The organism is Planotetraspora sp. A-T 1434 (genome assembly GCF_025420585.1).
Classification (GTDB): domain Bacteria; phylum Actinomycetota; class Actinomycetes; order Streptosporangiales; family Streptosporangiaceae; genus JAOEGB01.
Window position 1 is genome coordinate 86,001 of record NZ_JAOEGB010000025.1, and the last position, 25,368, is coordinate 111,368.

Annotated in this window: 25 protein-coding genes and 2 pseudogenes; 11 read left to right on the top strand and 16 right to left on the bottom strand. The window is 70.1% G+C overall.

What is annotated here, in order from left to right; all coding sequences use genetic code 11:
- Position 1: 1 nt before the first annotated feature.
- Positions 2-1,495, top strand: a complete 1,494-nt coding sequence (locus N5079_RS27725; RefSeq protein ID WP_261587079.1) for a glycoside hydrolase family 3 protein — start codon at positions 2-4, stop codon at positions 1,493-1,495.
- Here N5079_RS27725 and N5079_RS27730 read toward each other — a convergent pair.
- From N5079_RS27730 to N5079_RS27745, 4 genes are read right to left on the bottom strand one after another with little or no spacing between them, the layout of a single operon-like run.
- On the bottom strand, positions 1,473-2,558 hold the full coding sequence (locus N5079_RS27730; RefSeq protein WP_261587080.1) for an NAD(P)H-dependent flavin oxidoreductase: 1,086 nt from the start codon (positions 2,556-2,558) through the stop codon (positions 1,473-1,475). The genes N5079_RS27725 and N5079_RS27730 overlap by 23 nt on opposite strands.
- Entirely contained in the window at positions 2,555-3,319 is a 765-nt protein-coding gene (locus N5079_RS27735; RefSeq protein WP_261587081.1) for a CoA-transferase subunit beta, read from the bottom strand. Before N5079_RS27735 ends, N5079_RS27730 begins: the two co-directional genes overlap by 4 nt.
- A complete protein-coding gene (locus N5079_RS27740; protein ID WP_261587082.1) occupies positions 3,316-4,134 on the bottom strand; it encodes a CoA transferase subunit A in 819 nt (272 codons plus the stop codon). The genes N5079_RS27735 and N5079_RS27740 overlap by 4 nt, the downstream gene beginning before the upstream one ends.
- Positions 4,131-4,883, bottom strand: a complete 753-nt coding sequence (locus tag N5079_RS27745; RefSeq protein WP_261587083.1) for an enoyl-CoA hydratase family protein — start codon at positions 4,881-4,883, stop codon at positions 4,131-4,133. The genes N5079_RS27740 and N5079_RS27745 overlap by 4 nt, the downstream gene beginning before the upstream one ends.
- A gap of 87 nt (positions 4,884-4,970) precedes the next feature.
- Here N5079_RS27745 and N5079_RS27750 point away from each other — a divergent pair.
- The 3 genes and pseudogenes from N5079_RS27750 to N5079_RS27760 all read left to right on the top strand — a co-directional run.
- Positions 4,971-5,054 (top strand): annotated as a pseudogene (locus N5079_RS27750) (short-chain dehydrogenase); the annotation flags it as partial.
- Positions 5,055-5,297: 243 nt separating this feature from the next.
- Positions 5,298-5,909: an SDR family oxidoreductase gene (locus N5079_RS27755; RefSeq protein ID WP_261587138.1), complete on the top strand. Its 612-nt coding sequence runs from the start codon at positions 5,298-5,300 to the stop codon at positions 5,907-5,909.
- 245 nt (positions 5,910-6,154) lie between these two features.
- Positions 6,155-6,991, top strand: coding sequence for a RimK family alpha-L-glutamate ligase (locus N5079_RS27760; protein ID WP_261587139.1), 837 nt, complete (start codon positions 6,155-6,157; stop codon positions 6,989-6,991).
- Positions 6,992-7,358: 367 nt separating this feature from the next.
- Here the strand turns inward: N5079_RS27760 and N5079_RS35655 are convergent, their stop codons facing one another.
- On the bottom strand, positions 7,359-8,678 hold the full coding sequence (locus N5079_RS35655) for an HNH endonuclease signature motif containing protein (RefSeq protein ID WP_410007836.1): 1,320 nt from the start codon (positions 8,676-8,678) through the stop codon (positions 7,359-7,361).
- Positions 8,679-9,868: 1,190 nt separating this feature from the next.
- Between N5079_RS35655 and N5079_RS27765 the strand changes: the two are divergent.
- A pseudogene (locus tag N5079_RS27765) lies at positions 9,869-10,261 on the top strand (transposase); the annotation flags it as partial.
- A gap of 65 nt (positions 10,262-10,326) precedes the next feature.
- Positions 10,327-10,770, top strand: coding sequence for a GNAT family N-acetyltransferase (locus tag N5079_RS27770; RefSeq protein ID WP_261587085.1), 444 nt, complete (start codon positions 10,327-10,329; stop codon positions 10,768-10,770).
- A 93-nt stretch (positions 10,771-10,863) separates the two neighbouring features.
- Here the strand turns inward: N5079_RS27770 and N5079_RS27775 are convergent, their stop codons facing one another.
- The 7 genes from N5079_RS27775 to N5079_RS27805 form a co-directional block, all read right to left on the bottom strand.
- Positions 10,864-11,325, bottom strand: a complete 462-nt coding sequence (locus tag N5079_RS27775; protein WP_261587086.1) for a TIGR00725 family protein — start codon at positions 11,323-11,325, stop codon at positions 10,864-10,866.
- A gap of 221 nt (positions 11,326-11,546) precedes the next feature.
- Positions 11,547-12,359: a patatin-like phospholipase family protein gene (locus N5079_RS27780; RefSeq protein WP_261587087.1), complete on the bottom strand. Its 813-nt coding sequence runs from the start codon at positions 12,357-12,359 to the stop codon at positions 11,547-11,549.
- Positions 12,356-12,775 (bottom strand): PPOX class F420-dependent oxidoreductase, encoded by a 420-nt coding sequence (locus N5079_RS27785; RefSeq protein WP_261587088.1) that lies wholly within the window; start codon positions 12,773-12,775, stop codon positions 12,356-12,358. The genes N5079_RS27780 and N5079_RS27785 overlap by 4 nt, the downstream gene beginning before the upstream one ends.
- Positions 12,776-12,878: 103 nt before the next feature.
- Positions 12,879-13,640 (bottom strand): SDR family oxidoreductase, encoded by a 762-nt coding sequence (locus tag N5079_RS27790; protein ID WP_261587089.1) that lies wholly within the window; start codon positions 13,638-13,640, stop codon positions 12,879-12,881.
- 131 nt (positions 13,641-13,771) lie between these two features.
- Positions 13,772-14,569: an SDR family oxidoreductase gene (locus N5079_RS27795; protein WP_261587090.1), complete on the bottom strand. Its 798-nt coding sequence runs from the start codon at positions 14,567-14,569 to the stop codon at positions 13,772-13,774.
- A 187-nt stretch (positions 14,570-14,756) separates the two neighbouring features.
- Positions 14,757-15,878, bottom strand: a complete 1,122-nt coding sequence (locus N5079_RS27800; RefSeq protein ID WP_261587091.1) for an acyl-CoA dehydrogenase family protein — start codon at positions 15,876-15,878, stop codon at positions 14,757-14,759.
- A complete protein-coding gene (locus N5079_RS27805) occupies positions 15,875-16,408 on the bottom strand; it encodes a flavin reductase family protein (protein WP_261587092.1) in 534 nt (177 codons plus the stop codon). Before N5079_RS27805 ends, N5079_RS27800 begins: the two co-directional genes overlap by 4 nt.
- Positions 16,409-16,580: 172 nt before the next feature.
- Here N5079_RS27805 and N5079_RS27810 point away from each other — a divergent pair, with 172 nt between their 5' ends.
- Positions 16,581-17,750, top strand: a complete 1,170-nt coding sequence (locus tag N5079_RS27810) for a thiolase C-terminal domain-containing protein (RefSeq protein WP_261587093.1) — start codon at positions 16,581-16,583, stop codon at positions 17,748-17,750.
- A gap of 5 nt (positions 17,751-17,755) precedes the next feature.
- Positions 17,756-18,184, top strand: coding sequence for a Zn-ribbon domain-containing OB-fold protein (locus tag N5079_RS27815; protein WP_261587094.1), 429 nt, complete (start codon positions 17,756-17,758; stop codon positions 18,182-18,184).
- Between the two features lie 121 nt (positions 18,185-18,305).
- Here the strand turns inward: N5079_RS27815 and N5079_RS27820 are convergent, their stop codons facing one another.
- On the bottom strand, positions 18,306-18,629 hold the full coding sequence (locus N5079_RS27820; protein ID WP_261587095.1) for a hypothetical protein: 324 nt from the start codon (positions 18,627-18,629) through the stop codon (positions 18,306-18,308).
- Positions 18,630-18,767: 138 nt separating this feature from the next.
- Between N5079_RS27820 and N5079_RS27825 the strand changes: the two genes are divergently transcribed.
- The 3 genes from N5079_RS27825 to N5079_RS27835 all read left to right on the top strand — a co-directional run bounded on the left by N5079_RS27825 (position 18,768) and on the right by N5079_RS27835 (position 21,113).
- Positions 18,768-19,538, top strand: coding sequence for a GntR family transcriptional regulator (locus N5079_RS27825; RefSeq protein WP_261587096.1), 771 nt, complete (start codon positions 18,768-18,770; stop codon positions 19,536-19,538).
- 198 nt (positions 19,539-19,736) lie between these two features.
- The gene (locus N5079_RS27830) at positions 19,737-20,381 is read left to right on the top strand and encodes a GNAT family N-acetyltransferase (protein WP_261587097.1); all 645 of its coding nucleotides are present in this window, start codon (positions 19,737-19,739) and stop codon (positions 20,379-20,381) included.
- A 51-nt stretch (positions 20,382-20,432) separates the two neighbouring features.
- Positions 20,433-21,113, top strand: a complete 681-nt coding sequence (locus N5079_RS27835; protein WP_261587098.1) for a copper homeostasis protein CutC — start codon at positions 20,433-20,435, stop codon at positions 21,111-21,113.
- Between the two features lie 52 nt (positions 21,114-21,165).
- On the opposite strand, the gene N5079_RS27840 is transcribed toward N5079_RS27835, so the two are convergent.
- From N5079_RS27840 to N5079_RS27850, 3 genes are all read right to left on the bottom strand, one after another.
- Positions 21,166-22,338, bottom strand: coding sequence for a DUF6986 family protein (locus N5079_RS27840; protein ID WP_261587099.1), 1,173 nt, complete (start codon positions 22,336-22,338; stop codon positions 21,166-21,168).
- 91 nt (positions 22,339-22,429) lie between these two features.
- Positions 22,430-23,758, bottom strand: a complete 1,329-nt coding sequence (locus N5079_RS27845; RefSeq protein ID WP_261587100.1) for an FAD-dependent oxidoreductase — start codon at positions 23,756-23,758, stop codon at positions 22,430-22,432.
- Between the two features lie 39 nt (positions 23,759-23,797).
- Positions 23,798-25,360 (bottom strand): AMP-binding protein, encoded by a 1,563-nt coding sequence (locus tag N5079_RS27850; protein WP_261587101.1) that lies wholly within the window; start codon positions 25,358-25,360, stop codon positions 23,798-23,800.
- Between the last annotated feature and the right edge of the window lie 8 nt (positions 25,361-25,368).

Below are 25,368 nucleotides of genomic sequence, written 5' to 3' on the forward strand. Positions count from 1 at the left end.
CATGAAGCGAAGCCCTGACCTGCTCCGGCTGGCCGACACGGTTCTCCTTCCCGGCTTCGTGGGGACGACCGCTCCCGACTGGGTGCGACGGCGGCTCGCCGACGGCCTCGCCGGTGTGGTGCTCTTCTCCAGGAACGTCGACACCCCGGCCCAGCTCGCGGGCCTCACCGCGGCCCTGCGCGCCGAGAACCCGGACATCCTCGTCGGCATCGACGAGGAGGCCGGGGAGGTCACCCGCCTGGAGGCCCGCACGGGCAGCTCCCGGCCGGGAAACTACGCGCTCGGCGTGGTGGACGACGAGGAGCTGACCGAGCAGGTCGGCCGTGACATCGGCCGGGACCTTCGCGCCGCCGGGGTGACCATCGACTTCGCTCCCGCCGCCGACGTGAACAGCAACCCGGACAACCCGGTGATCGGCCTGCGGTCGTTCGGCGCCGACCCCTTACTGGTCGCCCGGCACACCGCCGCCTGGATCCGCGGCCTGCAGTCGGCCGGAGTGGCAGCCTGCGCCAAACACTTCCCCGGGCACGGCGACACGTCGGTGGACTCCCACCACAGCGTCCCCCGCGTCACCGTCTCCCGGGAGGAGCTGGCCGAGGTCGAGCTGTGGCCGTTCCGCGCCGCCATCCGGGAAGGCGTACGCGCGATCATGACGGGCCATCTGCTCGTCACGGCGTACGACTCCGAGCTGCCCGCGACGCTCAGCCCGCGCATCCTCACCGACCTCCTCAGGACCGAGCTGGGCTTCGACGGCCTCGTCGTCACCGACGGCATCGAGATGGCCGCCGTGGCCGGGGTCTACGGCCTGGGCGGCGCGAGCGCGCTCGCCATCGCGGCCGGCGCCGACTCCATCTGCGTCGGCGGGGAGAACTCCGACGAGGCCACGGTGGAGCTCATCCGCAACACCATCGTGGATGCCGTCGCGGAGGGCAAGCTGACCGAGGACCGGCTCGCCGAAGCGGCCGTCCGGGTGCGGGCGCTCGCCTCCTGGCAGGCCGGGGCGTCCGAGGCCGCCGGCTCGCGGGAGATCGGCCTCGCCGCCGCCCGCCGTGCCGTACGGGTCACCCGCCACCGCGGCGCGGCGGCCGTGCTTCCCCTCGCGGCGGCGCCGCACGTGGTCGAGCTCGCCCCCGAGACGAACCTGGCCATCGACAAGGGCATGCCGTGGGGCACGGGGGAGCCGCTGAGCAAGCTGCTGCCCGGCACGACCGTGACCCGCCTGCGCGAGCCCGAGGCCATGGACGGCGCCCCCGACCGGGCGCTCGGCGACGCGGCGGACCGGCCGCTGGTCATCGTCGTGCGGGACGCCCACCGCCATCCGTGGCAGATGCACGTCCTGGAACGCATGCTCGCCGCCCGGCCGGACGGCGTCGTCGTGGAGATGGGCCTGCCGGGCCGTACGGACCTCGGCGCCGTCCACATCGCCACCCACGGCTCCGCCCGAGTGTGCGGCCAGGCCGCGGCCGAGATCCTCACCGGCCTCCAGGAGGAATGACCCTCGTCGGGCTGGGGGCAGGTGCCGTTCGGAGACGGGTGAGCCCGTTCAGTACGGCTGTCGCCTCGGCCATGATCCGGTCGATCAGCTCCGCGCAGGTGGGCAGGTCGTCGATGACCCCGACCACCTGCCCGGACGCCAGCACGCCGAGGTCCGCCCGGCCGTCCACCATGGCGGCTTTGAGCAGCATGGGCGTGTTGGCCGCCTGGAGGACCTGCGCCCAGCCGAGGTCTCGCCCATGCCTCATGCGGCGGCCTTCCCGCAGCATCCCGGCCCACGACATGCCGCTGAGCCGCCTGAACCGGGCGGCGTTGAGCACCGCGCGGAGCAGCCGCAGTCGAGACCGCTCCAGCGACTCCACGAACGGCGTGCGCAGCACCCGGTGCGGCACGCCGTCCACCCGGGTCGTGACCAGCGTGTCCGCCGTGCCCAGGTAGACCTTCTTGACCTCGTCGGGCACGGGGGAGTCCGAGGTCAGCAGGAACCGGGTGCCCATCGCGATCCCGGCGGCGCCGTACGCGAGGGCGGCGACCAGACCCCGCCCGTCGAAGAAGCCGCCCGCCGCGACGACCGGGATGTCGACGGTATCGACCACCTGCGGCAGCAGCAGCGTGGTGGGGATTGCGCCGGTGTGCCCGCCGCCCTCTCCGCCCTGCACGATGACCGCGTCCACGCCCCAGGCGGCGACCTTCTCCGCGTGCCTGCGCGCCCCGACCGAGGGAATCGTCACCACCCCCGCGTCCCTGAGGCGGCTGATCAGGTCGCGGCGGGGGGCCAGGGCGAAAGACGCCACCCGGACGCCTTCGCGGATCATCACCTCGACCCGTTCGGCGGCGTCGTCCGCGTCCGACCTGATGTTCACCCCGAACGGCGCGTCCGTGCGCTCCTTCACCGCCCGGATGGCGGCGGTCATCTGATCGACCGGCATCGTGGCCGCCGCGATGACGCCCAGCCCGCCCGCCCTGGAGGTGGCCGCCGCCAGCCGCGCCCCCGCGACGTAGCCCATCCCGGTCTGCACGATCGGATGCCGGCACCCCACGACATCGGTCAGCGCCGTCCTCACGCCCGGACCTCTCGCTCGCGCAGGCCGCCGGGGTCGAGGACGTCGCGGATGATGTGGAGCTCCTCCGTGGTGGGCAGGCGGGTCTCGGGCACCTCGTCCGGGACGATGAGCGGGAATCCGGTGTTGCCGGCGACGTCCGCCACGCTTACTCCCGGGTGGACCGAGACCAGCCGCATGAGGCCGCCGTCGAAGTCGAGCACGCACAGGTTCGTCACGACTCGCCGCAGCTCGTGGTGGCGCAGCTCGCGATGGCGCAGCGAGCCCGCCCGGTCGTGGCCCACGCCGCTCACCATGTCGACCTTGGGCACGAAGACGCGGGTCGAGTGTCTGGGAATCCAGTAGCTCGCCGGGTCGCACGCCGTGTTGCCGGGCGCCCCGCGCACGCCGAGGAGCTGCGACGTCGGCCGCGCCCAGTCGCCGATGCAGGAGATGTTGGTGTTCCCGTGCCGGTCGATCTGCGAGGCGCCGAGCATGACGTGGCGGCGCCCGTGCAGCACCAGCCACAGGTGATCGCGGAACGGCAGCCAGCCCTCGATCACCTCGGGCTCGGCCCCCAGCGGCGGGACGTCGCCGGTCAGCAGGCATGTGCCGTCCGTGGTGATCAGGTCGGGCTCGAAGGTCAGACGCGCCAGCCGGGCGGCCAGCACCGTGACCGCGCCCCCGACCCCCGCCGCGAGGATCTCCCCGTCGCCGCGGAACGCCTCCGCGCAGGCGACCACGCACACTTCCGCCCTGGACGCGTTCACCGGATCCGCGCTCACTCGTGGACCCACTTCGTGAACTCGCGCCAGGACTCGGGGGCGGCCGCCGCGGCCACGTAGGCCCTCTGGAACTCCTCGTCACGGCCGTAGTCGGGCTCGCAGGACGTGAAGCGGGCTCCGCCGGGCGCCTCGACGACGCCCGTGACCATCGACCGGCTCACCAGCAGCGACTGCACCGGTCCCTCCTTCAGCAGGTCGGCCGTGTCCACAAGCCGCTCGCACGAGACGTAGCACCGGTCCGCGGCCTTGGCGTACAGGTCGTCGAAGTACGGGTCGGGGCCGAGATATTGGGCGTTGCCCCGCCGGTCGGCCCGGTTCAGATGGATGAGCGCCACGTCCATGGTGAGGGCCGGCACGGCCACCAGTTCCTCCCCGTCCTCGTACGGCGAGCGCACGGTCCGCAGCGACGGGTTGACCCGCATCACATCGGAGCCCAGGCCGGCCCTCGTCGGCAGGAACGGCAGCCGATGGGCCGCCGCCAGCAGCCCGAACATGAACATGCCCTCGTCGTACTCCACGAACTCGATCGCCCCGGCCTGCCGCGCGGCGCGGAAGTGCGGCTCCAACGGGATCGAGTCGAGCGTCACGAACGGCGCGACGACCTTGCGCGCCTTGCCGTACGCGCAGAGCAGGCCCACGTCGGCTCCGCCGTACGACACGATCGTGAGATCCGTCAGCTCGGACCGGAGGATGCCCTTGACCAGCGCCATCGGCTTGCGTCTCGACCCCCAGCCGCCGATGCCGACGGTCATGCCGCTCTCCAGCGAGCCGACGACCTCCTCCACCGACATGACCTTGGATATGGGGCTCGTCATCGGTCTCCCTTCACGAAGGCGTCCCTGTGCCTGTCGCCCGCGCCCATGAGGTTGAGCTCGAAGGTCAGGCCCTGCTCGAACCGGTAACTGCGCTTCACGTCGACCGGGTCGATGCCGTTGAGCGACTCCTTGGCCCGGCGGATGACGTAGGGATCCTTGGCGGCTATCCCCTGGGCGATCTCGAGCGCGGTGTCCCTGAGCCGGTCGCGGGGGACCACGCTGAGCACCGAGCCGTGCTGGTGGAGCTCCGCGGCCGTCGCCGTCCGGCACGTGTAGACCATCGCGCGGACCAGATGCGGCGGCACCAGCCTGGCGAGATGGGTCGCCGCGCCCAGCGCGCCGCGGTCGACTTCCGGCAGTCCGAAGTACGCGTCGTCGCTCGCCACCACGATGTCCGCGTTGCCGGCCAGGCCGACGCCACCGCCGAGGCAGAACCCGTGGACGGCCGCGATCACCGGCACCTCGCACTCGTAGACCGCCGCGAAGGCCGCATAACAGCCCCGGTTGGCCGCGACGAGCGTCTCGAAGCCGTCGGCACGCTGCATCTCCTTGATGTCCACGCCCGCGTTGAAGCCCCGGCCCTCACCGCGCAGCACGACGACCCGCGTCGCCGGGTCCCGCCCGGCCCGCTGTACGGCTTCCGCCAGCTCGAACCAGCCGCGAGCGGTCAACGCGTTGACCGGTGGGACGTCCATGACGATCTCGACGACCCCGGCAGTCCCCGCTTCTCCGACGACTGAGATGCCCATCGCGCCCTTTCCTTCTAACCTAACGCTTGCTTGGTACGGTAGCATGGGCGGGTGGTGACGTACGACTACACCGGCCGTGTGGTGCTCGTGACAGGTGGCACAAAAGGCATCGGCGCCGGGATCGCCGCGGCCTTCCACGACGCCGGAGCCGAGGTCGTCGTCTGCGCCCGTAAGAATCCCGCGGCAGGCGCGCCCTCGGACGGCTTCGTGAAGAGCCTTCCGGGCGTCTCCCCGGGCTCTGCCTCCGATGGATCGCGAGGCCGTCCCTCTGCGAGTGCCTTGGCTGGTTCCCCGGTTGACCCATCGGCAGGCCGCCTGTCCGACCCCTCGGCAGGTGATCCTCCGGCTTGCTCCCCGCGTGGTCGCGGGGACGGTTCCTTGCGTGGCCGTCCGGATGGTCCCTCGGGTGGCCCGGTGCACGACCCCTCGCGCGGTCCCCGGTTCGTCGCGGCTGACGTCCGGGATCCCGCCGACGTCGACCGGCTGCTCGGTGCCATCGAGGAGGCGTACGGCAGGCTCGACGTGGTGGTCAACAACGCGGGTGGCTCGCCGTACGCACCGGTTGCGGACACCTCCTCCCGGCTGCACGCGCGCGTCATCGAGCTCAACCTGACCGCGCCGCTTCTGGTCTCACAGCGCGCCCACCCCCTGCTCGCCGCGAGCGGCGGGTCCGTCGTAATGATCGGCAGCGTCGGTGGCCTGCGGCCGTCACCCGGGACCTCCGCGTACGGCGCGGCCAAGGCGGGCCTGCATCATCTGGCGGCCTGCCTCGCGGCGGAGTGGGCGCCCCACGTTCGGGTGAACACCGTGGTCGTCGGGCTGGCCGAGACCGAGAACGCGGCCGAGCACTACGGCGGCCCGGCAGGGATGGCCCGGACCGGCGCCACCATCCCCGCCGGCCGGATGGCCCGCCCGGAGGACGTCGCGGCGGCCTGCCTCTGGCTCGGTGTGCCGTCTTACGTGACGGGGGCCCAGGTTCTCCTGCACGGTGGTGGCGAGATCCCCGCATGGCGAGTGGACGTCTGAGCCGCGGCCCTCGCCCGACGCCCGGCGGTATCAATCATGCGGCGGCTGATCGGCTGTAGCTCGCCGTTCCGAATGGCGGCGGGGAGTGCTGGTGAGTTCCTTGATCATCTCCTCCGGAACCCACAGGCCGTAATCGGCCGAGCCGGGTCCGGCCGGCCGCTGCGCCGACCAGGTTGACTCCCCTGACCGCATCAGCGATGACATGTCCGTAGCATTGTTCGCTGATGACAGGAGATGGGAGCTTGATGAAGGTCGCGTACGTCACCTCCGCCGATCCGGTTACCCGGTTCGACAACGAGCGGGAGATCGCCCTGGCCGCCTGGCTGGGGGCCGGCATCGAGGGCACACCGGTGGTGTGGGACGACCCGCGGGTCGACTGGGCGTCGTTCGACGCGGCCGTGATCCGCTCGGCCTGGGACTATGTCGACCGCCGAAATGAGTTCGTGGCATGGGCGCAGCAGGTCGAGACGGCAACGCGGCTGTTCAACCCGGCATCCGTGATCGCGACGAACACCGACAAGACCTATCTGCGCGGACTCGGTGTGCCGATCGTCCCGACCCATTGGGCCGAACCTGGAGCCGGAGAGGGAGCGGCAGAGGAGCTTCCCGTCTGGGATGAGTACGTCGTCAAGCCGACGATCTCGGCCGGGGCGCGGGACACAGTCAGGACCGCTGACCGTGAGATCGCGGGGGCTCACGCGGCCAAGCTCCTCGACGCGGGCCGGGCGGTCATGGTGCAGCCCTACATCGAGGCGGTCGAGCACGAAGGGGAGCTGTCCCTGCTCTACTTCGGCGGCCAGTTCAGCCACGCGGTGCGGCGGCACCCGATGCTGAGCGGTACCGAGATCACCGCGGAAAACCAGGCTTCCCTGCGCGATCCGGACGACGACCAGTTCGCGGTCGCCGAACTCGTCCTCAGCAAGGTGCCGGAGAATCTTTTGTACGCCCGGGTCGACCTGGTCCGGATGCCCGACGGCGAACCCGTGCTGATCGAACTGGAGCTGACCGAGCCGTACCTGTTCCTCCGCTACGAACTGGACGCCCCCAACCTCTTCGCCCGCGCATTGGCCGACAGTCTCTGACCTATAGGGCTGGGATTGGTGCCATTCTTTTGGAATCACAGCTTCGGCTTCTATAGCGGTCGCGCGGATTCGCGAACCTGGCCGCCATAGGTTGATCCTGCGATTTCCCGGCAGGAGTAGCAAATGGACGACCACCGCCGTGATCTGTCAGGTGTGCAGAAACTGACAATCACGCGGTGGTCGCGTTGGTAAGAGTAGAGCACATGGCTCCTCCGTGTCTGCGCTCTCGGCCAGATAACGCGATCGGCGGATGGCCGGCCGGTTCGAAGACGATCGATCGCGCTTGTGCAAACTCCGTGCAATTCGGCAGTAAATCACATCACGCAATGGCGGGATATACCTGAAGCTGGGCCAACACACGATTTAGTCAGAACGGCGGGATATCGTCGTCGCGACCGAGTAGACGTGGAAGGCCTTTCCTCCCTACGCGCCCTGTCCGCCCCACGCTCCCGGCCGGCCAGGACGTCTGGCACGAGGGGCCAGGTGTCTGACCCCAGCCGAGCGTGGTCCGCGCGGGCGCGGCGAGTGAGGTCCGTAGCGGAGTGGCCGGTCGGTCGGCGCTCTTGCCGAGGTCGTTCTTGCTGGGCTTCCCCTTACTGGGCATCGCGCTGGACATCGCGCTTTCCTCATCGGCGTGTCTGCTGCTCTCACCCTTCCGCGGTTCCACGGTCTCGTCCTGGCCTGCTCTGAGCCTCCCGGTCGCGGTTGCGCTTCCGGACGGAGCACGCCGATCGCCGTCGTGCGGTGAGGGTGAGCTGGTCATGGTGGGCCCGGACCAGTTGGGGATGTGGTCGGGTGGTGTGTCGGGCCAGTTGCGGGGGCGGGGGTCGGGGAGGGCGGTCATGATCGGTGGTAGCCGGGTGGGGTAGGTGTGGCCGAGGGGGCTGGTCCAGGTGATGAGTCCGGGTTCGGGCATGGTGACTTGCCAGCCGCCTTGGTGTTTGGCTCGGTGGTCGTGGCGGCAGGCGAGTTCGAGGTTGTCTTTGTGGGTGGGGCCTCCGAGGGCTCGGTCGGTGATGTGGTCTTGGTCGGTTTTGGTGGCGGGGACGCGGCAGCCGGGCCATGAACACACCCGGCCCCGGATTTGTACGTAGCGCCGTAGTGCGGCATCCGTCCGCCGCCGATCGCCGGCCGCGCCCTGGGAGGCGCTTCCGGACACACCGGTCCCGGACGCGCCACCCCCCGCCGCAGCCCTTCGCACGGCGGTCCCTGACACACCGGTCCCGGGTGGGAGAACGCCGGGCACGGTGGCAGCACAGGCGGCAGCCCTGGGCCTCGGATTTGTGGTCGGTGGGGTTGGAGGTGGTGGGCCGGTGTTGTTCGGTTCAGCCCCGTGGGGTGATTCAGCCGGGTGAGCGGCCGGTGGTGTGGTCTGTTCTACGGTGGCGTGGCTGGTGCCTCGGAGGGTGGCTTGGCCGGTTGCTTGGTTCGTGGCTTGGTTCGTGGCTTGGTGGGCGAGGTCGGTGATGGTGGGGGCCCAGGCGCCGAGGGAGGCGGGGTTACGGGCCAGTTGCTGCAGGCGGGTGTGGGTGATCTGTAGTTCGACGATGCCGGCGCGGCGGGGGTCGCGGCGTGGCCGGGGGGTGGCGGTGGTTGGGCGGCGTCGGGTAATTCCGGTGTAGAGGAGATGGCCATCGTCGGCGCAGATGGCGAATCGCCACTCACCGGCGTGCATGCGGGCGACCATCTGCCGGGCGAGATCGGCGTGGACGAGTCCCCAGCCGGGGATCTGAGCGGGATGCTCGTCCAGCCCGGCAAGCGTGGTGAGCTCGACCCGGATCTCGGCCACAGCCCAGGCCCGGCCCGCCGCAGTACGCGCGGCCGTACCCGACCCCACCGGCCCCGACCCCACCGACCCCACCGGCCCCGACCCCACCGACCCCACCGGCCCCGACCCCACCGGCCCCGACCCCACCGGCCCAGGAGCAGCCGGGCCGGGACTGGTTGGCCTAGGGGCGAACGGGTCGCCGCCGGACGGGTCAGGATCCGTGGCGTCGGGGGCCGATGGCCCAGGACCCGTGGGTCTGCCGTCGGACTGGTCGGGATCGGACTGGTCGGGATCGGGGGGGCCGGGATCGGATGGGTCGCAGCCCGTCAGGCCTAGCGGTCCGGGGTCGGATGGTCCCGGGTCGGATGGTCCCGCGTCGGATGGTCCCGCGTCGGGGGGAGTGGGGGCGGGGTGGGGGTCGTGGAAGGGGTGGGCGAGCACATGGCCGACGATCTGGTCGTCGGTCAGGCATTCGAACGAGCCGTCCAGCGATCCCAGGAACAAGTCGGCGCGGATGTGATCGATCGGGCGCTTGTCCCCCGCGCGTTTACAGGCACGGGCCAGGTCATCGATCCGGTCGCATCCGGCGGCGGCCCGATCCACCGGAAGATACCAATCCCACGCGCACTCGCGGTCCCGGCCGGGTCATCGGCCGCGCCCTCAGGCGCACCGGACCCGTTGTGGGCCGCGTCACCAGCCACTGGATGATCGGCCGCGCCCTCAGCCGAGGACGAGGCGGAGGGAGAGAAGGCGGAGGGGGTTGTGCGGGCCGTATCGGCGGGCCCCGCCTGGTCGACCGGAGCAGAACGCTCACCGAAGGCATCGAGCCGGAACCGCATGGCGGCCACCCCCTTGCCGGAGACGAAAGCGACTGACTGCTTTCCCGACCGCCCGGATCGGGACTTCCTACGCAGACATCCGGTACTTCCATCAACGGCGCATGGCCCCAAACGGCCCGCCAACTAAGCTCACCTGTAACGGCTACCCCGACAATACCTCGAACACCCGATCGAAGCAACGGCTACAGCCTGCGGAAACGCCCTGAATTTCGGCCCGATCCCGTCGCCGCGAGGGCACCCCTTCAGCGTGAAGGCTTGTGCACCCAGGCCACGCCGGACGGGATGCAGCACCTACTCAGCCGGGTCCGGTGGGATGCCGACGCGCTCCGCGATGACCTGACCTGCGCGGCTGCGTACTCGACCATCTGGCAGACGACCAGGCCGTCTTGGTGGTGGACGAGACCGGGGACGTGAAGAAGGGCCCCCAGACTGTGGGCGTCCAGCGCCGATACACCGGCACCGCCGCGAGGATCGAGAACGCCCAGGTCGCCGTCTACCTCGGCTCGATCCGAGTTCTACGCGGCTCACAGCGGGCACGCGGTGGTGGACCGGTAGCTATGGATCCCGCGCGTATGGACGACCGATCCGGACCGCTGCCGAGCCGCCGGCCCCGACGAGGACACCGTCTTAGCCACCAAACCGGAGCCGGCCGCCCGGATGATCGGCATTGTCGACCGCGAATCAGACATGAAGATCACGACCTGCAGCCGAAGCGCTAGCTTGCGGTCATGACGCTCTTCCGCGAGGCCGGGCCCGATGACTTCGAAGACATTCTGCGCCTCTACCGGCAACTGCAACCGGAGGACCCAGTTCTGCATGATGGGTCTGATGCGGCGGCTTTCGCGCGGATTCTGGGTTCGCCCGGCCTGCACCTGTTCGTGCTTGAAGTCGATGGGGTCGTCGTCGCCACGACGTACCTGAACGTGATACCGAACCTCACTCGTTCCGCGTCGCCGTACGCGGTCATTGAGAACGTCGTCGTTGACGAGACCTTGCGGGGCACAGGACTGGGCAAGCAGATCATGGCTGGCACGCTCCGAGCGGCGTGGGACGCGGGCTGCTACAAAGTGATGCTTCTGACGGGCTCGCGTAAGCCTGCTACGCACGCGTTCTACAGAGCGTGCGGTTTCTCGCCCGACGCCAAGACGGCGTACCTCGCTCGCCCATCGTGATGCCCTGAGCTGGGCCCCTACACGATCACCGGGGCCTTGAAACGCCTCTCCCGCAGGTCACGGACACGGAGATCACGATCTACAGCTGGAGTATCAGTCGAGAGCCCGCCGTACGGCGTCGGCCGGGTCGGCGGCCTGAACGGGACCGGGAAGAGGGTTTCCGGCGGCGTCGAGGATGCGCCAGCCACCGAGTGTGATCACTGGGGTGCCGCCGCGTTGGGCGAGGGCCAGTTCGGACAGCGTCCCCCATGAGCCGCCGACGACGATGACCGCGTCCGCGGCGCGGACGATCAGGGCGTTACGCGCCTCACCCATGCCGGTGGGGATCGCGACCGTGAGGTCGGGGCTCGAACCGATGCGGTCGCGGCCGGACAGGATGCCGACCACGATCCCTCCGGCCTCGCGGGCGCCCGCCGCCGCGGCGGCCATCACCCCGCCGTAGCCGCCGCACAGAACGACGGCGCCGCGCTCGGCCAGAAGGCGGCCGACCGTCCGGGCCGCCGCTGCATCCTCCGGCGTGCAATCGCCCGGCCCGCACACCGCGACCTGGGCCATGGCGGGATTCTAGACCTGACTAGGCCGCCCCCGGCCGCCCGGCTGCGGATGATCAGGAGGAGAGGCCGCGTCGAGAGCATCGCGAGACCAGTAGGGCAAGCGCGAGCTCATCTGCCAGGGCAGCCGCGACGTCGCTTCGACCCGCACCTCGTGCGGCGTCGCTACCCGCACCTCGTGCGATGTCGCTACCCGCACCTCGCGCGCCGGCACGCCTCACGTGATCACGGAACTTTCCCAATGCGCTCGGCGGCGTCGGGGGCCTGCCTGACACCGGCTTGATATGCGGGCGCCCATGCGGCGCGGTCGGTGATGTCCGGACCGAACGCGTCGATCGCCTCGGCGTCCGGAACCAGCCGTATGACCACTCCCTCGCCTGCCCCGACGCCGTTCGTGCCAGACATGTGCGCCATCGGCTCGGCGACGATCAACACACGCGCATCACCCGCCAGATCGACGTTGATCCCGGCCCTGAGAGCACCGTCGATATAGCGACGCCCGTCGATGGTGATCGGCGGAGCGGTCCCGGGGAAGGCGATGCCGGCGGCCACGGCCTCAGGCAGCGATGCGGCGCCGTACCGGTCCCAGATCACCGCCTCGCCGGTCTCGGCGTCCACCGACGGGATCAGCAGCGGCCGGTCCGGCCATTCGACTGCGCCGACCAGGAACCGCATGCGGGCGATGGACGCCTCCTCGGCGCCGGTCAAGGCGGTGACAGCGAGCCGGCCGATCCGGCGCAGGGCTTCGGCTCGCTCAAGCCCGGCATCGTCGAGTGTCGCGAACACCTCCGCCAGTCTCTCCGGATCAGTCCGCAGGCCGCCCTCGGGATCGGTCGGCTCGGGCAGCGTGGCCAGCCGGTCGAGGTCTCCGCCACTGGCCAGGATCGCCCCCACGATGGCGCCCGCCGACGTGCCCACGATCAGATCGGCGGCGCCCAGGTCCACTCCCTCGCGGCGCAGCCCCGCCGCCAGTCCGGCCAGCCACGCCGTACCGACCGGGCCACCAGGACCAAGAACGACCGCGCTCTCCACCGTCACTGGCCGGCCTCCTCAAGCGCGACGTCTCTAGCGTGGAAGCCCGGCTGATCCGGGTGGATGTTGTAGGAGACGATCCGGCGCGGGTGGATGCGGATGAAGCTGCCACTCACCTGCTCGCCCGGTGGTACGGCCGGCGACGTCGCCTCCGCCCGACCCCGGATCTCCAGAAAGCGCACACCAGACGCCCCTTCGCCCACCACGTCGTCGACCACGAAGGACACGTCCGGGTGGACCTTGACGTTGCGGAACTTGGCCGACGACTCCATTCCGAAGCCGTAGATGTCGATCGTGCCGAGCTCGGAGTTGTGGTGGAACCCGACGGGCTTGTTCTGCGGAGTGCCGTCGGGCGCGACAGTCGCCAGCCGTCCGCGTCGCTGAGAGGCCAAATACGTTTCTTCAGCAGTGTTGAAAGCCATGGCCAGACCCTAGACGGCGGCAACCCCACCCGCATCGGCCATAAGTCCGGCCGCCTCCGGGACGACAGACCTAGGGCTCGTAGCCGCCACGAAGGCGGACCGGTCAGCCGTGGGTGGTGATGCCGCCGTCTACGGGGATCACCGCGCCGGTGAGATAGGCGCCGGCGCGGGAGGCCAGGTAGATGGCCGCGCCGGCCATGTCGTCGGGCCTGCCGATCCTGCCGAGCGGGATGCCGCTCTCGATCGCGCCGCGCATGTCCGGGTCGTCCAGGGCGAAGGCCATCATCTTGGACTCGAAGGGGCCGGGCGCGATGGCGTTGACCGTGATCGACTCGCGGGCGAGCTGGTGGGCCAGGTGCCGGGTGAGCATGTGGACCGCTGCCTTGGCCGCCGAGTACGCGTAGTTCTCCATGAAGGGGACGCGGATCCCGTCGACGCTGCCGATGTTGATCACTCGGGCGGGGTCGCCGGCCGACGCGGCGGCGCGCAGCAGGGGCAGGAACCGGCGCGTGAGGAAGAAGACGCCCTTGACGTTGATGTTCCAGAGCTTGTCGAAGGCGTGCTCGGGATACTCCTCCAATGGCGCGCCCCAGCTCGCCCCGGCGTTGTTGACCAGCACGTCGAGCCGGGTCTCCCGTGCCGCCACAGCCTCGACCAGGGCCTCGACCCCTTCGGGGGTGGACAGATCGGCCTGTACGGCGTAGCAGCCCAGCTCGGCGGCCGTGGCCTCCAGCTCGTCCTTCTTGCGCGAGGAGATGTAGACCGTGGCGCCCGCTTCGAGGAATCCGGTCGCGATCATCCGGCCGATTCCGCGCGAGCCGCCCGTGACGACGACCGTCTTGCCTTCCACCGAGAACAGAGTCATGCCGAGAGCATACCGACCGGTCGGTTCCCCGTCTCGCCGGACTGGGCACGAACCGGTGGGTCGCGGCCGGAGCGCACTGACCGGTCGGTTCCCCGTCTCGCCGGAAAGCCGTATCGCGGCCAGAGCGTCTCTCAGGGATGCTGATTGGACACGGAGACGACCTCCCCGGTCATGTACGACGAGTAGTCGCTGGCCAGGAAGACGATCACGTTGGCCACCTCCCACGGCTCGGCGGCCCTGCCGAACGCCTCTCTGGAGGTCAGCTCGCTGAGCAGTTCGTCGCTCGTCACCTTGGCCAGGAAGGGATGCATCGCCAGCGACGGGGCCACCGCGTTGACCCGGACGCCATGGGGGGCGGCCTCCAGCGCCACGCATCTGGTCAGCGCCATCACCCCGGCCTTGGCCGCCGCGTAGTGCGCCTGGCCCTTCTGGGCCCGCCAGCCGATGACGGACGCGTTGTTCACGATCACACCGTGTCCTTGCGGGATCATCTGCCGCAGAGCCGCCCTGGTGCAGCGCATCGTGCCGTTGAGCGTGACGTCGATGACGGCGTGCCACTGCTCGTCGGTCATCTCGGCCAGCTCAGCCGTACCACCCAGGCCCGCGTTGTTGACCACCACGTCGATCCGGCCGTGAGCCTCGGAGACCGCGTCGAACAGAGCGAGCACCTGCGCCTCCGAGGTCACGTCGCACGGCACGGCGAGCGGCTTGACGCCGGTGAGCTCGGTCAGCGACTCGGCGGCCTCCTCCAGCCGCCGCTGATGTCGGTCGGAGATCACGATCGTGGCGCCCTCCTCGGCGCATCGCTTCGCGGTGGCGTAGCCGATTCCCGCGCCCGCCGCGGCCGTCACCAGCGTGACCCTCCCGTCCAGCAGCCCATGTCCTCGCGGGTAGCCCGGTGTCGTCTCGCTTCCTGGCGGGGGTGTCACGTGGCCTCCAAAGAGTGTCGCCTCCATACTCAGGCCGGCTCCAGGCCCAGGTCAGCCCAAAGCCCAGGTCAGCCCAAAGCCCAGGTCAGCCCAAAGCCCAGGTCAGCCCAAAGCCCAGGTCAGCCCAAAGCCCAGGTCAGCCCAAAGCCCAGGTCAGCCCAAAGCCCAGGTCAGCCCAAAGCCCGGATCAGCCTTTCGGCAGGCCGAGGGTGCGTTCGGCGATGACGGTGCGCTGGATCTCGCTCGATCCCGCGTAGATCGTGTCGGCCCGGCTGAACAGGTAGAGCCGTTGCAGGGCGTTCAGGTCGTACGGCTCGCCGCGCGCCACCAGGCCCTCCCTGCCCTGGACGGCCTGGGCCAGCTCGCCGAGGGTGCGGTGCCACTCCGACCAGTACAGCTTGGCCACGGACGTGACGCCCCGCAGGGCGTTCAGCCGCATGATCTCCAGCTCCAGCCAGCACCGGACCAGCCGGTCCCTCAGCACGGGGTCGTCGATCGCGCCGGTCCGCCTGGCCGTGTCGACGACCGCCGCGAGCTCCCGCGTGAAGCCGATCTGCTGGCCCAGGGTCGAGACCCCTCTTTCGTAACCGAGGGTGGCCATCGCGACCCGCCAGCCTTCGCCCGGCCTGCCGAGGATGTTGGCGGCGGCCGTACGGGCGCCGTCGAAGAAGACCTCGTTGAACTCGCTCGTCCCGGTCATCTGGACGATCGGCCTGACCTCGACGCCGGGTTGCCGCATGGGGACGAGCAGGTAGGACAGGCCCGCGTGCCGCTGCGACCCCGGCTCGGTGCGGCAGAGCACGAAGCACCAGTCGGCCACGTGGGCGAGCGAGGTCCACACCTTCTGGCCGGCGACCACCCACTCGCCGCCGTCGAGGTCGGCCCGGGTGCGGACGCCCGCGAGGTCGGAGCCCGCTTCCGGCTCCGAGTAGCCCTGGCACCACAGCTCCTCGCCTCGCTGGATGGGTGGAAGAAAACGGCGCTTCTGCTCCTCGGTTCCGAAATCGAGAATGGTGGGGCCGATCAGGGTTTCGCCGATGTGGCCGACACGGGCGGGGGCGTCCGCCCTGGCGTACTCCTCATGGAAGACCACCTGCTCGCCGAGGCCGGCGTCACGCCCGCCGTACCTCTTGGGCCAGCCGAGGCAGGTCCAGCCCGCGGCGCCGAGGTGGCGCTCCCACGCGAGCCGGAGCTCGTGGCCCTCGTGTTCGCGGCCGGGGCCGCCGAGGCCCCTCGCGTCGGCGAACCTTCCGGTCAGGTTGGCCTCCAGCCACTCCCGGACCTCGTCGCGGAAGCTCTGGAGGGTCATGCGTGGAAACGCCCGTATCCGCCGCGGAAGAAGACGAGTGGCCCGCCGTCCTCGTGCTTGTCGAGCTGGTGGACCTTGGCCACGACGATCACGTGGTCGCCCGCGACGTGCTCGTTCTCCACGGTGCAGTCGAGCCAGGCCAGGGCGCCGTCGAGGACGGGACCGCCGCCGGGGGAGCGGGTCCAGGACAGGCCGGCGAACTTGTCGCCGCCGGTCGTGGCGAGCTGCGCGCAGATCTGCTGCTGGTGCTCGGCCAGCACGTTGACACACAACGAGCCGGCCGCCTTGAGACGCGGCCAGCTCGTGCTGGTGTGGGCGACGCAGAACGCGACCAGAGGAGGATCGAGGCTGACCGACGTGAAGGAGTTCGCGGCGAGCCCGCACGCCTTGCCGGTCTCCGGGTCTATCGCGGTGATGGCCACGACGCCCGTGGCGAACCTGCCGAGGACGTTCCTGAAGTGGTGTCCGTGCACGGTTGGGATCCTCTTGGCGCCGTCATGGCCGCGCAACTCGGCCACCGGGGTGCTCATCGTGCGCTCGCCTCCTCAGTTGGTCCGTCCAGTCATACTAACCAAGCGCTTGCTTGGAGGGTAGAGGGATCCCGCAAATAACTTTCAAGGCGGTGTAGTAAGTCTCGCATTCCCCAATGCTGAGTAATGTGGACATTGACACGCATCCGCACCGGTGCCCTAGCGTTTACCTATGACCAAGCGCTTGCTGGGTTTCCGGGATCGCGCGGCCGTCGCCGGCGTCGGCTACACCGCCTTCTCCAAGGACTCCGAGGTCAGCACGCTGACCCTGGCCTGTGAAGCCGTCCTGGCCGCGCTCGACGACGCGGGCCTGGAGCCCGGCGACGTGGACGGCCTCGCCACTCACCGCGTCGGAGACTCGGCGCCGCCGTCGCTGGTCGGCCCGGCGCTCGGCCTCCGGCCGCCCTCGTGGTACCTCGACCAGTTCGGCGGCGGCAGCGTCTCGCACTCCGTTGTCGGCCAGGCCGCGCTCGCCGTCGCCTCAGGGGTCGCCGAGACCGTCGTCTGCTACCGCGCCATCAACGCCCGCTCCGAGTTCCGGATGGGCGGCACGGGACGACCGCTCCCCGCCAGCCCCGAGGTCCAGTACCAGGCGCCGTACGGCTACGTCGCCCCGCCGCAGATGTACGCGATGTACGCCCGCGCCCACATGACGAAATATGGCACCAAAGCCGAACATTTCGGGCAGCTCGCGGTCACACAGCGGGCCAACGCGACCAAGAATCCCCGCGCCCTGATGCGCACCCCCATCACGCTCGACGACTATCTGGGCAGCCGATGGATCGCCGAGCCGTTCCGGCTGCTCGACTGCTGCCTGGAGACCGACGGCGCGTGCGCGCTCGTCGTCACCACCGCCGAGCGGGCGCGAGACCTGCGCAGGCCCCCCGTGCTCATCTCCGCCGCCGCCTGGGGCGGCGGCCACTCACACCTCTCCAGCGGGTCCGGCGACGTCACCGTGACCAGCGCCGCCGAGCTCGCGCCCCGCCTGTACGGCATGGCCGGGGCGGGGCCACGGGACATCGACGTCGCCCAGATCTACGACTGCTTCACCTATTCGGTGATCGTGCAGCTCGAGGACTACGGCTTCTGCGCCAAGGGGGAGGGCGGGCCGTACGTCGCGGAGGGGCACACGGCCCTCGGCGGCCGGCTGCCGGTCAACACCCACGGAGGCTTTCTCTCGGAGGGCTACGTCCACGGGATCAACCACATCGCCGAGGCCGTCTCCCAACTCCGGGGCGACGCGGGTGACCGGCAGACGCCCGGCGCGGAGGTGGCGCTGTCCACCGCGCAGCCGGGTTACGTCCTCGCGGCGACCTCCGCCCTGATCCTCAGGAAGGGGTGACGGCAGTGAGCGAGCGTAGCGAGCGAATCAGTGGACGCGGCCTCATCCGTCCGATCCCGGACCGGGACTCGGCCGCGTGGTGGGCGCGGACCGCCCGCCACGAGTTCGTCCTGCAGGGCTGCGACGCCTGCGGCACCCTCCGCTTCCCGGCCCGCGTCTACTGCCACGCCTGCCGTTCGAGGGACTGGAGCTGGCGGCCGGTGGAGCCGACCGGGACGATCGAGAGCTGGATCGTCACCCACCAGCCGTTCACCCCCGGAGCCGCGACGCCGTACGTCGTGGTGATGGTCCGCCTCACCGCCGCCCCGGACTGCGTGATGTACGGCAACTGGTACCGCGACCGGGAGCCCCATCCCGGGGAGCCCGTCCAGGCGTCGTTCACCTACGTCGACGAGGAACTGTCCCTGATCAACTGGCGGCCGGGGTCGGAGTGAGGCCCGCGAAGCCGGGGACGATCACGGTGCGGCGTCCTGGCGGGCGTGGGGGACCCGCCAGGACGCGCACCGCCCCGGCGTGAGGCTTCGACCCCGGCGAGGGTTGGGGTCGAAGCCTCGTCTAATCGCGCGGAGTCTCGGGGGACCAGCCGTCCTCGTCGGATGGCTGCTCCGGCGTGCGGTAATGCCGCATGATCAGGCGTGTCGCGCCATCGGGGTCGTCGGCCGGATGGGTGACCACCAGGTCGCCCTCGTTCCACACGAAAGACCCGTTTTTACACCAGACGGTCAGCTCGGTCGATACCGACAGCACTGACATGCCGTTCCCGTTGCTCTGGTAGGTGTGGGTGAATCCCTGCCGGTGCAGGGCGTAGCGGAGCATGCGCGTCGCCTCGCAGGGATCGCGCCATGGCAGGTACGGCGTGCCCGCACGGACCGCTAGCACCGACTCTCACCGCCCATTGGATGGATTTGTACCAACGTTTGGATAATGCGCGGCCCCGGCCGGTCAGGTCAAGAGGTTGTTCCTTGCCAGACCGAGATCCTCTAGATTTGTTGGAACAAAAGGGTAGATTGAGGAAAGATGGCACGATCATCGCTCTACCAGCAGGTGGCCGCCGAGGTGCGGAGAGCCATCTACACGGGGGAGCTCGGGCCAGGCGACCAGATCCCGACCGAGACCGACCTCATGGAGGCCCACGGCGTCAGCCGCAACACGGTACGGCTGGCACTGGGCGAGCTCGAGAACGAGGGTCTCATCCTCCGGATGCGCCGGCGCGGGACGTTCGTCCGTGAGCGCCGCCCCCTCCTCATGCGCCCTCAGGACGAGTTCCGCCCCCTTGACGAGGTGCATCCGCTGAACGCGGGCGAGCCCCGATTCGACTCCTTCGTGCACGCGGTCACCGCGGAGGGCCGCCGGGCCGACCAGAACATCCAGGTCTCGATCGTCGAGCCGCCGGAGGACGTCGCGACCCGGCTCGCGCTCACCGACAAGGCGCTCGCCGTCGTCCGCCGCCGGCTGCGGTTCGTGGACGGTCAGCCGTACAACACCTATGACTCGTACTTCCCGCTGGATCTCGTCGGAGACTCGGAGATCGCCCGGCCGGGGGACATCAAGCGCGGGGCCAACCGCGTGCTGGAGGAGCTCGGACACCCGCAGGTCAGGGTAATTGACGATATTTCGGCACGTATGCCAACTCCTGATGAAGCGTTGCAACTTCAGCTGGAACCCGGTACGCCAGTTGTCGTTTATGTCCGAGTTGGGTACGACCCGGACGACACACCGGTGCGCGTCGCCGTGTCGGTGCTCCCCGCCGACAAGCACTTGATCAGATACGAGCTGGAACGTCATTGACCGAACACGGATGACCCCTCCCCGGAGGGGTCGTCTCTGGCTGTGTATCCGCCGCGAGCGATCATCACGCCACGCTCGGGCGCCCTAGTGCTGCTTTCCTCCGCTGTCTGACGCGTAGGCCCGCGCGCCATCACGTCGTCACTCTACGTATTCACACCAATTCCCTTTGCTCTCGCTCAGCATCGAAAGGACTCTCCCGTGCCCGCGAACAGCCTCACGCTTCGCTCCGCCACACCCGGCGACCTGACCACCGTGCTCACCCTGCTCGCGGAGGCGGCCAAGTGGCTGAACTCCCTCGGCGTACGGCAGTGGCCGGCCGGCGGCTTCCCCGCCGAGCGCATCGAGCCGCTCATCCGGGAAGGCGTGCTGTACCTGCTGGATGACGGAACCGGCCCCGTCCCGGCCGCCACCGTGGCGCTGGACGGCCACGCCGACCCGGAGTTCTGGACCGGGTCCGACCATCCCGGTGACGCGTTGTACGTGCACAAGCTCGCCGTCAGCAGGGCCTACTCCGGACAGGGTCTCGGCGAGGCCCTGCTCGACTGGGCCGGGCTGCGCGCCGCGGCCGAAGGGCGGCGCCTGCTGCGCCTGGACTGCTCGAAGGACAACGCCCGCCTCCAGGCGTACTACCGCACGCTCGGATTCCGGCACGTCCGCACGGTCGACCTTCCGCATCGCGCCTCGGGGGCCCTCTTCGAGCGCAGTGCCTCCGGGGAGCTCTTCGAGCGCGGCGCGTCGGGAGCGCTCATCACGTCAGGGGCGCTTCGGGATCACCCGATCGGATCGCGTACGCATGGCCGCGTTCTTGACATCATTCCGCACAAGGAGTTGATCCAGGCCTGAACAGGGCGGATGCCGTACGGCGTCGCAAACGGACCCGATACTGTTCACTTCATGACCGGATCTCTCCTTGAAGTGATCGCTCTGGACGTTCGCGACGCCGTGGCCGCCGAGGAGGGCGGGGCGGACCGCCTGGAGGTCGTGTCCGACATCGGCTCAGACGGCCTCACCCCCTCGGCGGAGCTCGTCGCGGCGATCTCGGAGGAGTGCGGGCTGCCGCAGATGGTCATGCTGCGCTGCAACGCCGGGTTCACGGTTACGCCTGAGGAACTGGACCGGCTGCGCAAGGAGGTCAAGGAGTTGTCCGAAGCCGGCGCGGCCGGTTTCGTCTTCGGGTTCCTCTCCGAGGACGGCTCGGTCGACCGGGACGCGACCGACGCGCTCATCCACGCCGTCTCGCCCCTCCCGTGGACGTTTCACCGTGCCGTGGACCACGCCGCCGACGTCCAGGCGGGCTGGCGGGCCGTACGGCTCCTGCCGAACCTCGCCACCGTGCTCACGGCGGGCTCGGCGGAGGGGGTCGGCAGTGGCCTGGCCGTGTTACGCGCCCGGGCGGAGGCGGGAGACGCCCCCCTGGTGCTGGCCGGGGGAGGCCTCAAGCGGGAGCACCTCCCCGTCCTGCTCGACTACGGCGTCCGGGCCTTCCACGTCGGCAGCGCCGTACGAGAGTCGTGGAGCGACCCCGTCGACCCGGCACGCGTCCGCGAATGGCGCCACCTCGTCGACCTCGCCTGACTCAGCACAGCGACTGACTCAGCACAGCGACTGACTCAGCACAGCGACTGACTCAGCACAGGGCGTGGTCGGCTCGGGCGAGGGCCGCGACGAGCGTCTTGATCGTGGCGGGTTCGTCCAGGACGCCGCCCACCCCCTCGAGCTTCTCCTCCCAGGCGCGGACCCGCTCGAGGTAGTCCTCGTAAAGGGCGAGGTGGAAGGAGTACACCGTCGCGAAACGGCTGATGAGATGCGACGGGTGCATGTCCCATCCCTGGTAGTAGCCGTTCGACAGGGAGTGGCGGACCAGGGCGGAGTGCCGCCGCAGCAGGCTGTTCACGTCCTCGGCCGAGTCCGAGGCGGGCGCGGCGGCCAGCGAGCCGTCCGACAGCTCCACGCCCGTGCCGGCGAGGGCCGTCTGCATGACGTTCCGCGCATAGTCGCACGCGGGGTGGTCGAGCCGCTGCTCGTGCGGCGGCAGCCCGATCGCGGCGGTGTAGTCGAACACCCCGAAGTGCGCCGCCGCCAGCCGTCCCCCGAGTGACGGGACCAGGCCGGCCGACCGCTGGAGGATCAGCACGGTCTGCGGCGCCTCGACCTGCATCTCGAACCTGAGCGTGTGCGGTTCGAGGCCCAGAGCCCCCTCCAGAGCCTCCAGGCAGCGCACGAACTGCCCGAGATGGGCCTCGACGAGCACCTTGGGAAAGGTCACCGTGAAGCCCCTCGGCAGCTCTCCGGCTCGCTTGACCACGGTGGTGAGGAAGCCGTCCAGCGTCCGGATCGACCGTTGCGGGTCTCCGTCCGCGAACGACCTGACCCGTAGCCCCCATCGCCGGGGCAGGGTCTCCGCCGCGTGCATCGCCGCGATGGCCGCCGCCGCGCTCTCGACGTGCCCGTCTTCCTCGCTCTGATCGCGCACGCCGTACCCGTCCTCGAAGTCGACCCGCAGATCCTCGATCGGCTCGACCGCGAGCTTCTTCCTGAGCCGGTCGTGTACGGGTGTCGCCAGGTCGGGGTCGAGTTCGAACAGCGCGGCCAGCTCGGTGGGACTGAACAGGTGCTTGTGCAGCAGTTCCGTGGCCGCGTGCCCCCAGTCCGAGACGACGGAGTCCGTCACCCTGTCGCCGGGGACGTAGACGGTGTGCACCGGCTGCCAGGCGATCTCGCGAGGCGGGCCCGGCTCCAGCCCGTCGAATAGAGCCTCCAAATCGAGGAGCCTGTCCAGTCCCGTCAGCGTCGTCTCCATGCCAACGATCCTCGCAGACCCCGCTCGCCTACGACTGTTGGCTACCTACGCATCGAACACAAGGCCGCGGCGCTGGAGGTCGAAAGGGCTGTCACGCCTGCGGGTCGGGGGTGGGATGGGGGAGGCGGCCGCAGGCGGTGAGCATGGCGGGCCGGCCGACCAGCTTGACCCGCTCTCCCCGCTTGAGCCTCGTGGCCAGCTCCGTCTCGGCGGCCTCGATGGCGAGCCAGTCCTGGTAGGTCACCGGGGTGACGCCGCGGGCGTCCAGAAGGTCGTCGAGCCTCGCCTTCGCCACGCCGGGAGTGGCCTCCGCGAGCAGGGTCCGGACGGTCTCGGCGGCGTCGGACTTGTTGGTGCCGATGACCCCGGTCGGGCCGCGCTTGAGCCAGCCCGCGACGAACTGCCGGTCCGACACCTTGCCGGCCACGTTCGGCACGGTCATCGACGCGGGGTCGAACGGCACTCCGGCGAGTGCCACGCTCTGGTAGCCGACCGACCGCATCACCATGTCGGCCGGGATCGTCTCGAACTCGCCGGTGCCCACGACCCGCCCGTCCTCCAGGCGGGTGCGCTCCAGCCGGATGCCCTCGACATGGGACACGCCGAGAATCTCCACCGGCCGCAGCCAGAAGCGCACCTCCAGCCGCCGTGGCCGGTCGGCGGGCACCCGCTCCGACCAGGACTGGAGCACGTCCACGTTGCCCCGGATCTGACGGGAGAGCGCGGCGAGGTCCTCGACCTTGACCTCATCGGGAAATGTCAGGATGTCGGCGTTCAGTAGCTCGCCGAGCTCGCGCAGCTCCTTAAGGGTGAACTTCGCGTGTTCCGCGCCCCGGCGGCCGATCATGTGGATCCGCCTTACCCGTGAAGCGGCCAGCCGTTCGAGGACCTCCTCCGGCACGTCCGTCTCGCGCAGCTCGTCAGCGGTCTTGGCCAGGATGCGCACCACGTCGACCGCGACGTTGCCGACCCCGATGACGACGACTTCCTCGGCGTCGAGTGTGAACGCGTCGGCGGGGACGTCGGGATGGCCGCAGTACCAGTTCACGAAGTCGGTGGCGGCGACGCTGCCGGGCAGGTCCTCGCCGGGGATGCCCAGGTGCCTGTCCACCATCGCCCCGGTGCAGTAGACGACCGCGTCGTAACAGGACAGCAGGTCGTCCACGGAGACGTCCGAGCCGAGCTCGATCCCGCCGAGGAAGCGCACGCCTGGGGACTCCAGGACGCGGCGGAGGTAACCGGCGATCGACTTGATCGACGTGTGGTCGGGGGCGACGCCGTACCGGACGAGTCCGTACGGCGTGGGCAGGCGCTCCAGCACGTCCACCTCGACCGGCCCCTGGGCCTGCTTGGTCAGTGCCTCGGCTGTGTAGATCCCGGCCGGGCCCGATCCCACGATCGCGACGCGCAGTGTCACCATGGCCTCCACAGAGCGGGGCGTCTTACCAGTGATTCTTTATCATCGGCCCCCTGCACCGCCAGGACCCTCGACCAGCGAGGCGCGTGAGCGGATCGCGAGTTTGTCGATCTTGCCATTGGCGTTGACCGGCAGGGCGCCGACGACGATCACGCGGCGGGGGACCTTGTGGCTGGACATGTTCTCCCTGGCCCACGCGATGACGCCCTCCGGATCAATCGTGGAGCCGGGCCGCGGCACGACGTAGGCCCATCCGGCCTCACCGGCCCGCTCGTCCGGCATGCCGACGACCGCGGCCTGCCCGATGTCCGGGTGGCGCAGCAGCAGCCCCTCGACCTCTGCCGGGGAGACGTTGAAGCCGTTGACGATGTACAGCTCCTTCTTCCGGTCCACGATCGCGAGGTTGCCCGAAGGGTCGAGCGTGCCGACGTCGCCGGTGTACAGCCAGCCGTCCCTGACGACCTCGGCGGTCTTGGCGGGCTCGTCCCAGTAGCCCCGCATGACGCCGTAGCCGCGCACCAGGATCTCGCCGCGCTCTCCGGCCGGCGCCTCCTCGCCCTCGTCGCCGGCGATCCGCACGTCCATGCCCGGCACGGCCCGGCCGGTGGAGGAGGCGATCACCTCGACCGGGTCCCCGGCCCTGGTCATCGACACCACCGTGCCCTCCATCAGGCCGTACGCGTTGATCACCCGGTCGAGCCCGACGCGGTCGGCGAGCCGCCTGATCAGGGCCTCGGGCACGGCCGCCGCCCCGCAGATGGCGACCCGGAGCGAGGACACGTCCCACGGGCGGCGGTCGAGCTCGTCCAGGAGCCGGTAGAACATCGGCGGAGCACCCGCCAGGATGCTCACCTTGCTCGACTCGATGAGCTCCATCAGCCCGTCCGGGGAGAACGCCTTCAGCGGCATCATCGTGGCCCCGCGCATCACCGAGGCCAGCAGCCCGGCGTTGAGCCCGAACCCGTGCGCGAAGGGCGCGATGATCGGGTAGCGGTCGCCCTCGCGCAACGTCACGATCTCCGCCCAGTCCCAGTAGCCCCGCAGGATCTGGGCGTGGTCGAGCATCACGCCTTTGGGCGCGCCGGTGGTCCCGGAGGTGGAGATGATCTCGCACAGGTCGCCGGACCGTACGGCCGCCGCCCGCGCCTCGGCCTCGTCCCCGCCCACCCCCTCGCTTAAGGGGTTGCCAGGAGTGATCACATGGCGAAGCTCCGGCAGATCCGGCGAGCCGAGCACGCCGGCGAACGGGGGAGCGCCCGTCAGGTTCTCGCCCGTGATGAGCACCGAGGCCCCCGTCTTCCTGAGCAGGCCGGCCGCCTCGATGCCCTTGTAGCGGGACGACAGCGGCACGAGGACGGAGCCCGCGTCCCAGACGCCGAAGGCGTTCACGACCCACGGGAGATCGTTGAGCCCCCAGAGCGCTACCCGGTCGCCTCGCTCGACGCCGAGCCCGATCAGCCCCCTCGCCACCGAGGAGGCCCTCTCCCGCAGCTCCGCGAGCGACAGCCGTACGCCGTCTTCGAGGACGGCGGTCACCTCCGGATGCCGCCGGGCCCGGTCGCGCAGCATGCGGGGGATCGTGCCCCAGTCCGGAACCTGCTCCATGGAGCCCC

Bases quoted from the DNA above. Each gene is read 5' to 3' on its own strand.
- N5079_RS27725 (WP_261587079.1), top strand. From the start codon at position 2: ATGAAGCGAAGCCCTGACCTGCTCCGGCTGGCCGACACGGTTCTCCTT.
- N5079_RS27740 (WP_261587082.1), bottom strand. From the start codon at position 4,134: ATGACGAGCCCCATATCCAAGGTCATGTCGGTGGAGGAGGTCGTCGGC.
- N5079_RS27745 (WP_261587083.1), bottom strand. From the start codon at position 4,883: ATGGGCATCTCAGTCGTCGGAGAAGCGGGGACTGCCGGGGTCGTCGAG.
- N5079_RS27760 (WP_261587139.1), top strand. From the start codon at position 6,155: ATGAAGGTCGCGTACGTCACCTCCGCCGATCCGGTTACCCGGTTCGAC.
- N5079_RS35655 (WP_410007836.1), bottom strand. From the start codon at position 8,678: ATGGTCGCCCGCATGCACGCCGGTGAGTGGCGATTCGCCATCTGCGCC.
- N5079_RS27770 (WP_261587085.1), top strand. From the start codon at position 10,327: ATGACGCTCTTCCGCGAGGCCGGGCCCGATGACTTCGAAGACATTCTG.
- N5079_RS27775 (WP_261587086.1), bottom strand. From the start codon at position 11,325: ATGGCCCAGGTCGCGGTGTGCGGGCCGGGCGATTGCACGCCGGAGGAT.
- N5079_RS27785 (WP_261587088.1), bottom strand. From the start codon at position 12,775: ATGGCTTTCAACACTGCTGAAGAAACGTATTTGGCCTCTCAGCGACGC.
- N5079_RS27790 (WP_261587089.1), bottom strand. From the start codon at position 13,640: ATGACTCTGTTCTCGGTGGAAGGCAAGACGGTCGTCGTCACGGGCGGC.
- N5079_RS27800 (WP_261587091.1), bottom strand. From the start codon at position 15,878: ATGACCCTCCAGAGCTTCCGCGACGAGGTCCGGGAGTGGCTGGAGGCC.
- N5079_RS27805 (WP_261587092.1), bottom strand. From the start codon at position 16,408: ATGAGCACCCCGGTGGCCGAGTTGCGCGGCCATGACGGCGCCAAGAGG.
- N5079_RS27810 (WP_261587093.1), top strand. From the start codon at position 16,581: ATGACCAAGCGCTTGCTGGGTTTCCGGGATCGCGCGGCCGTCGCCGGC.
- N5079_RS27825 (WP_261587096.1), top strand. From the start codon at position 18,768: ATGGCACGATCATCGCTCTACCAGCAGGTGGCCGCCGAGGTGCGGAGA.
- N5079_RS27835 (WP_261587098.1), top strand. From the start codon at position 20,433: ATGACCGGATCTCTCCTTGAAGTGATCGCTCTGGACGTTCGCGACGCC.
- N5079_RS27840 (WP_261587099.1), bottom strand. From the start codon at position 22,338: ATGGAGACGACGCTGACGGGACTGGACAGGCTCCTCGATTTGGAGGCT.
- N5079_RS27845 (WP_261587100.1), bottom strand. From the start codon at position 23,758: ATGGTGACACTGCGCGTCGCGATCGTGGGATCGGGCCCGGCCGGGATC.
- N5079_RS27850 (WP_261587101.1), bottom strand. From the start codon at position 25,360: ATGGAGCAGGTTCCGGACTGGGGCACGATCCCCCGCATGCTGCGCGAC.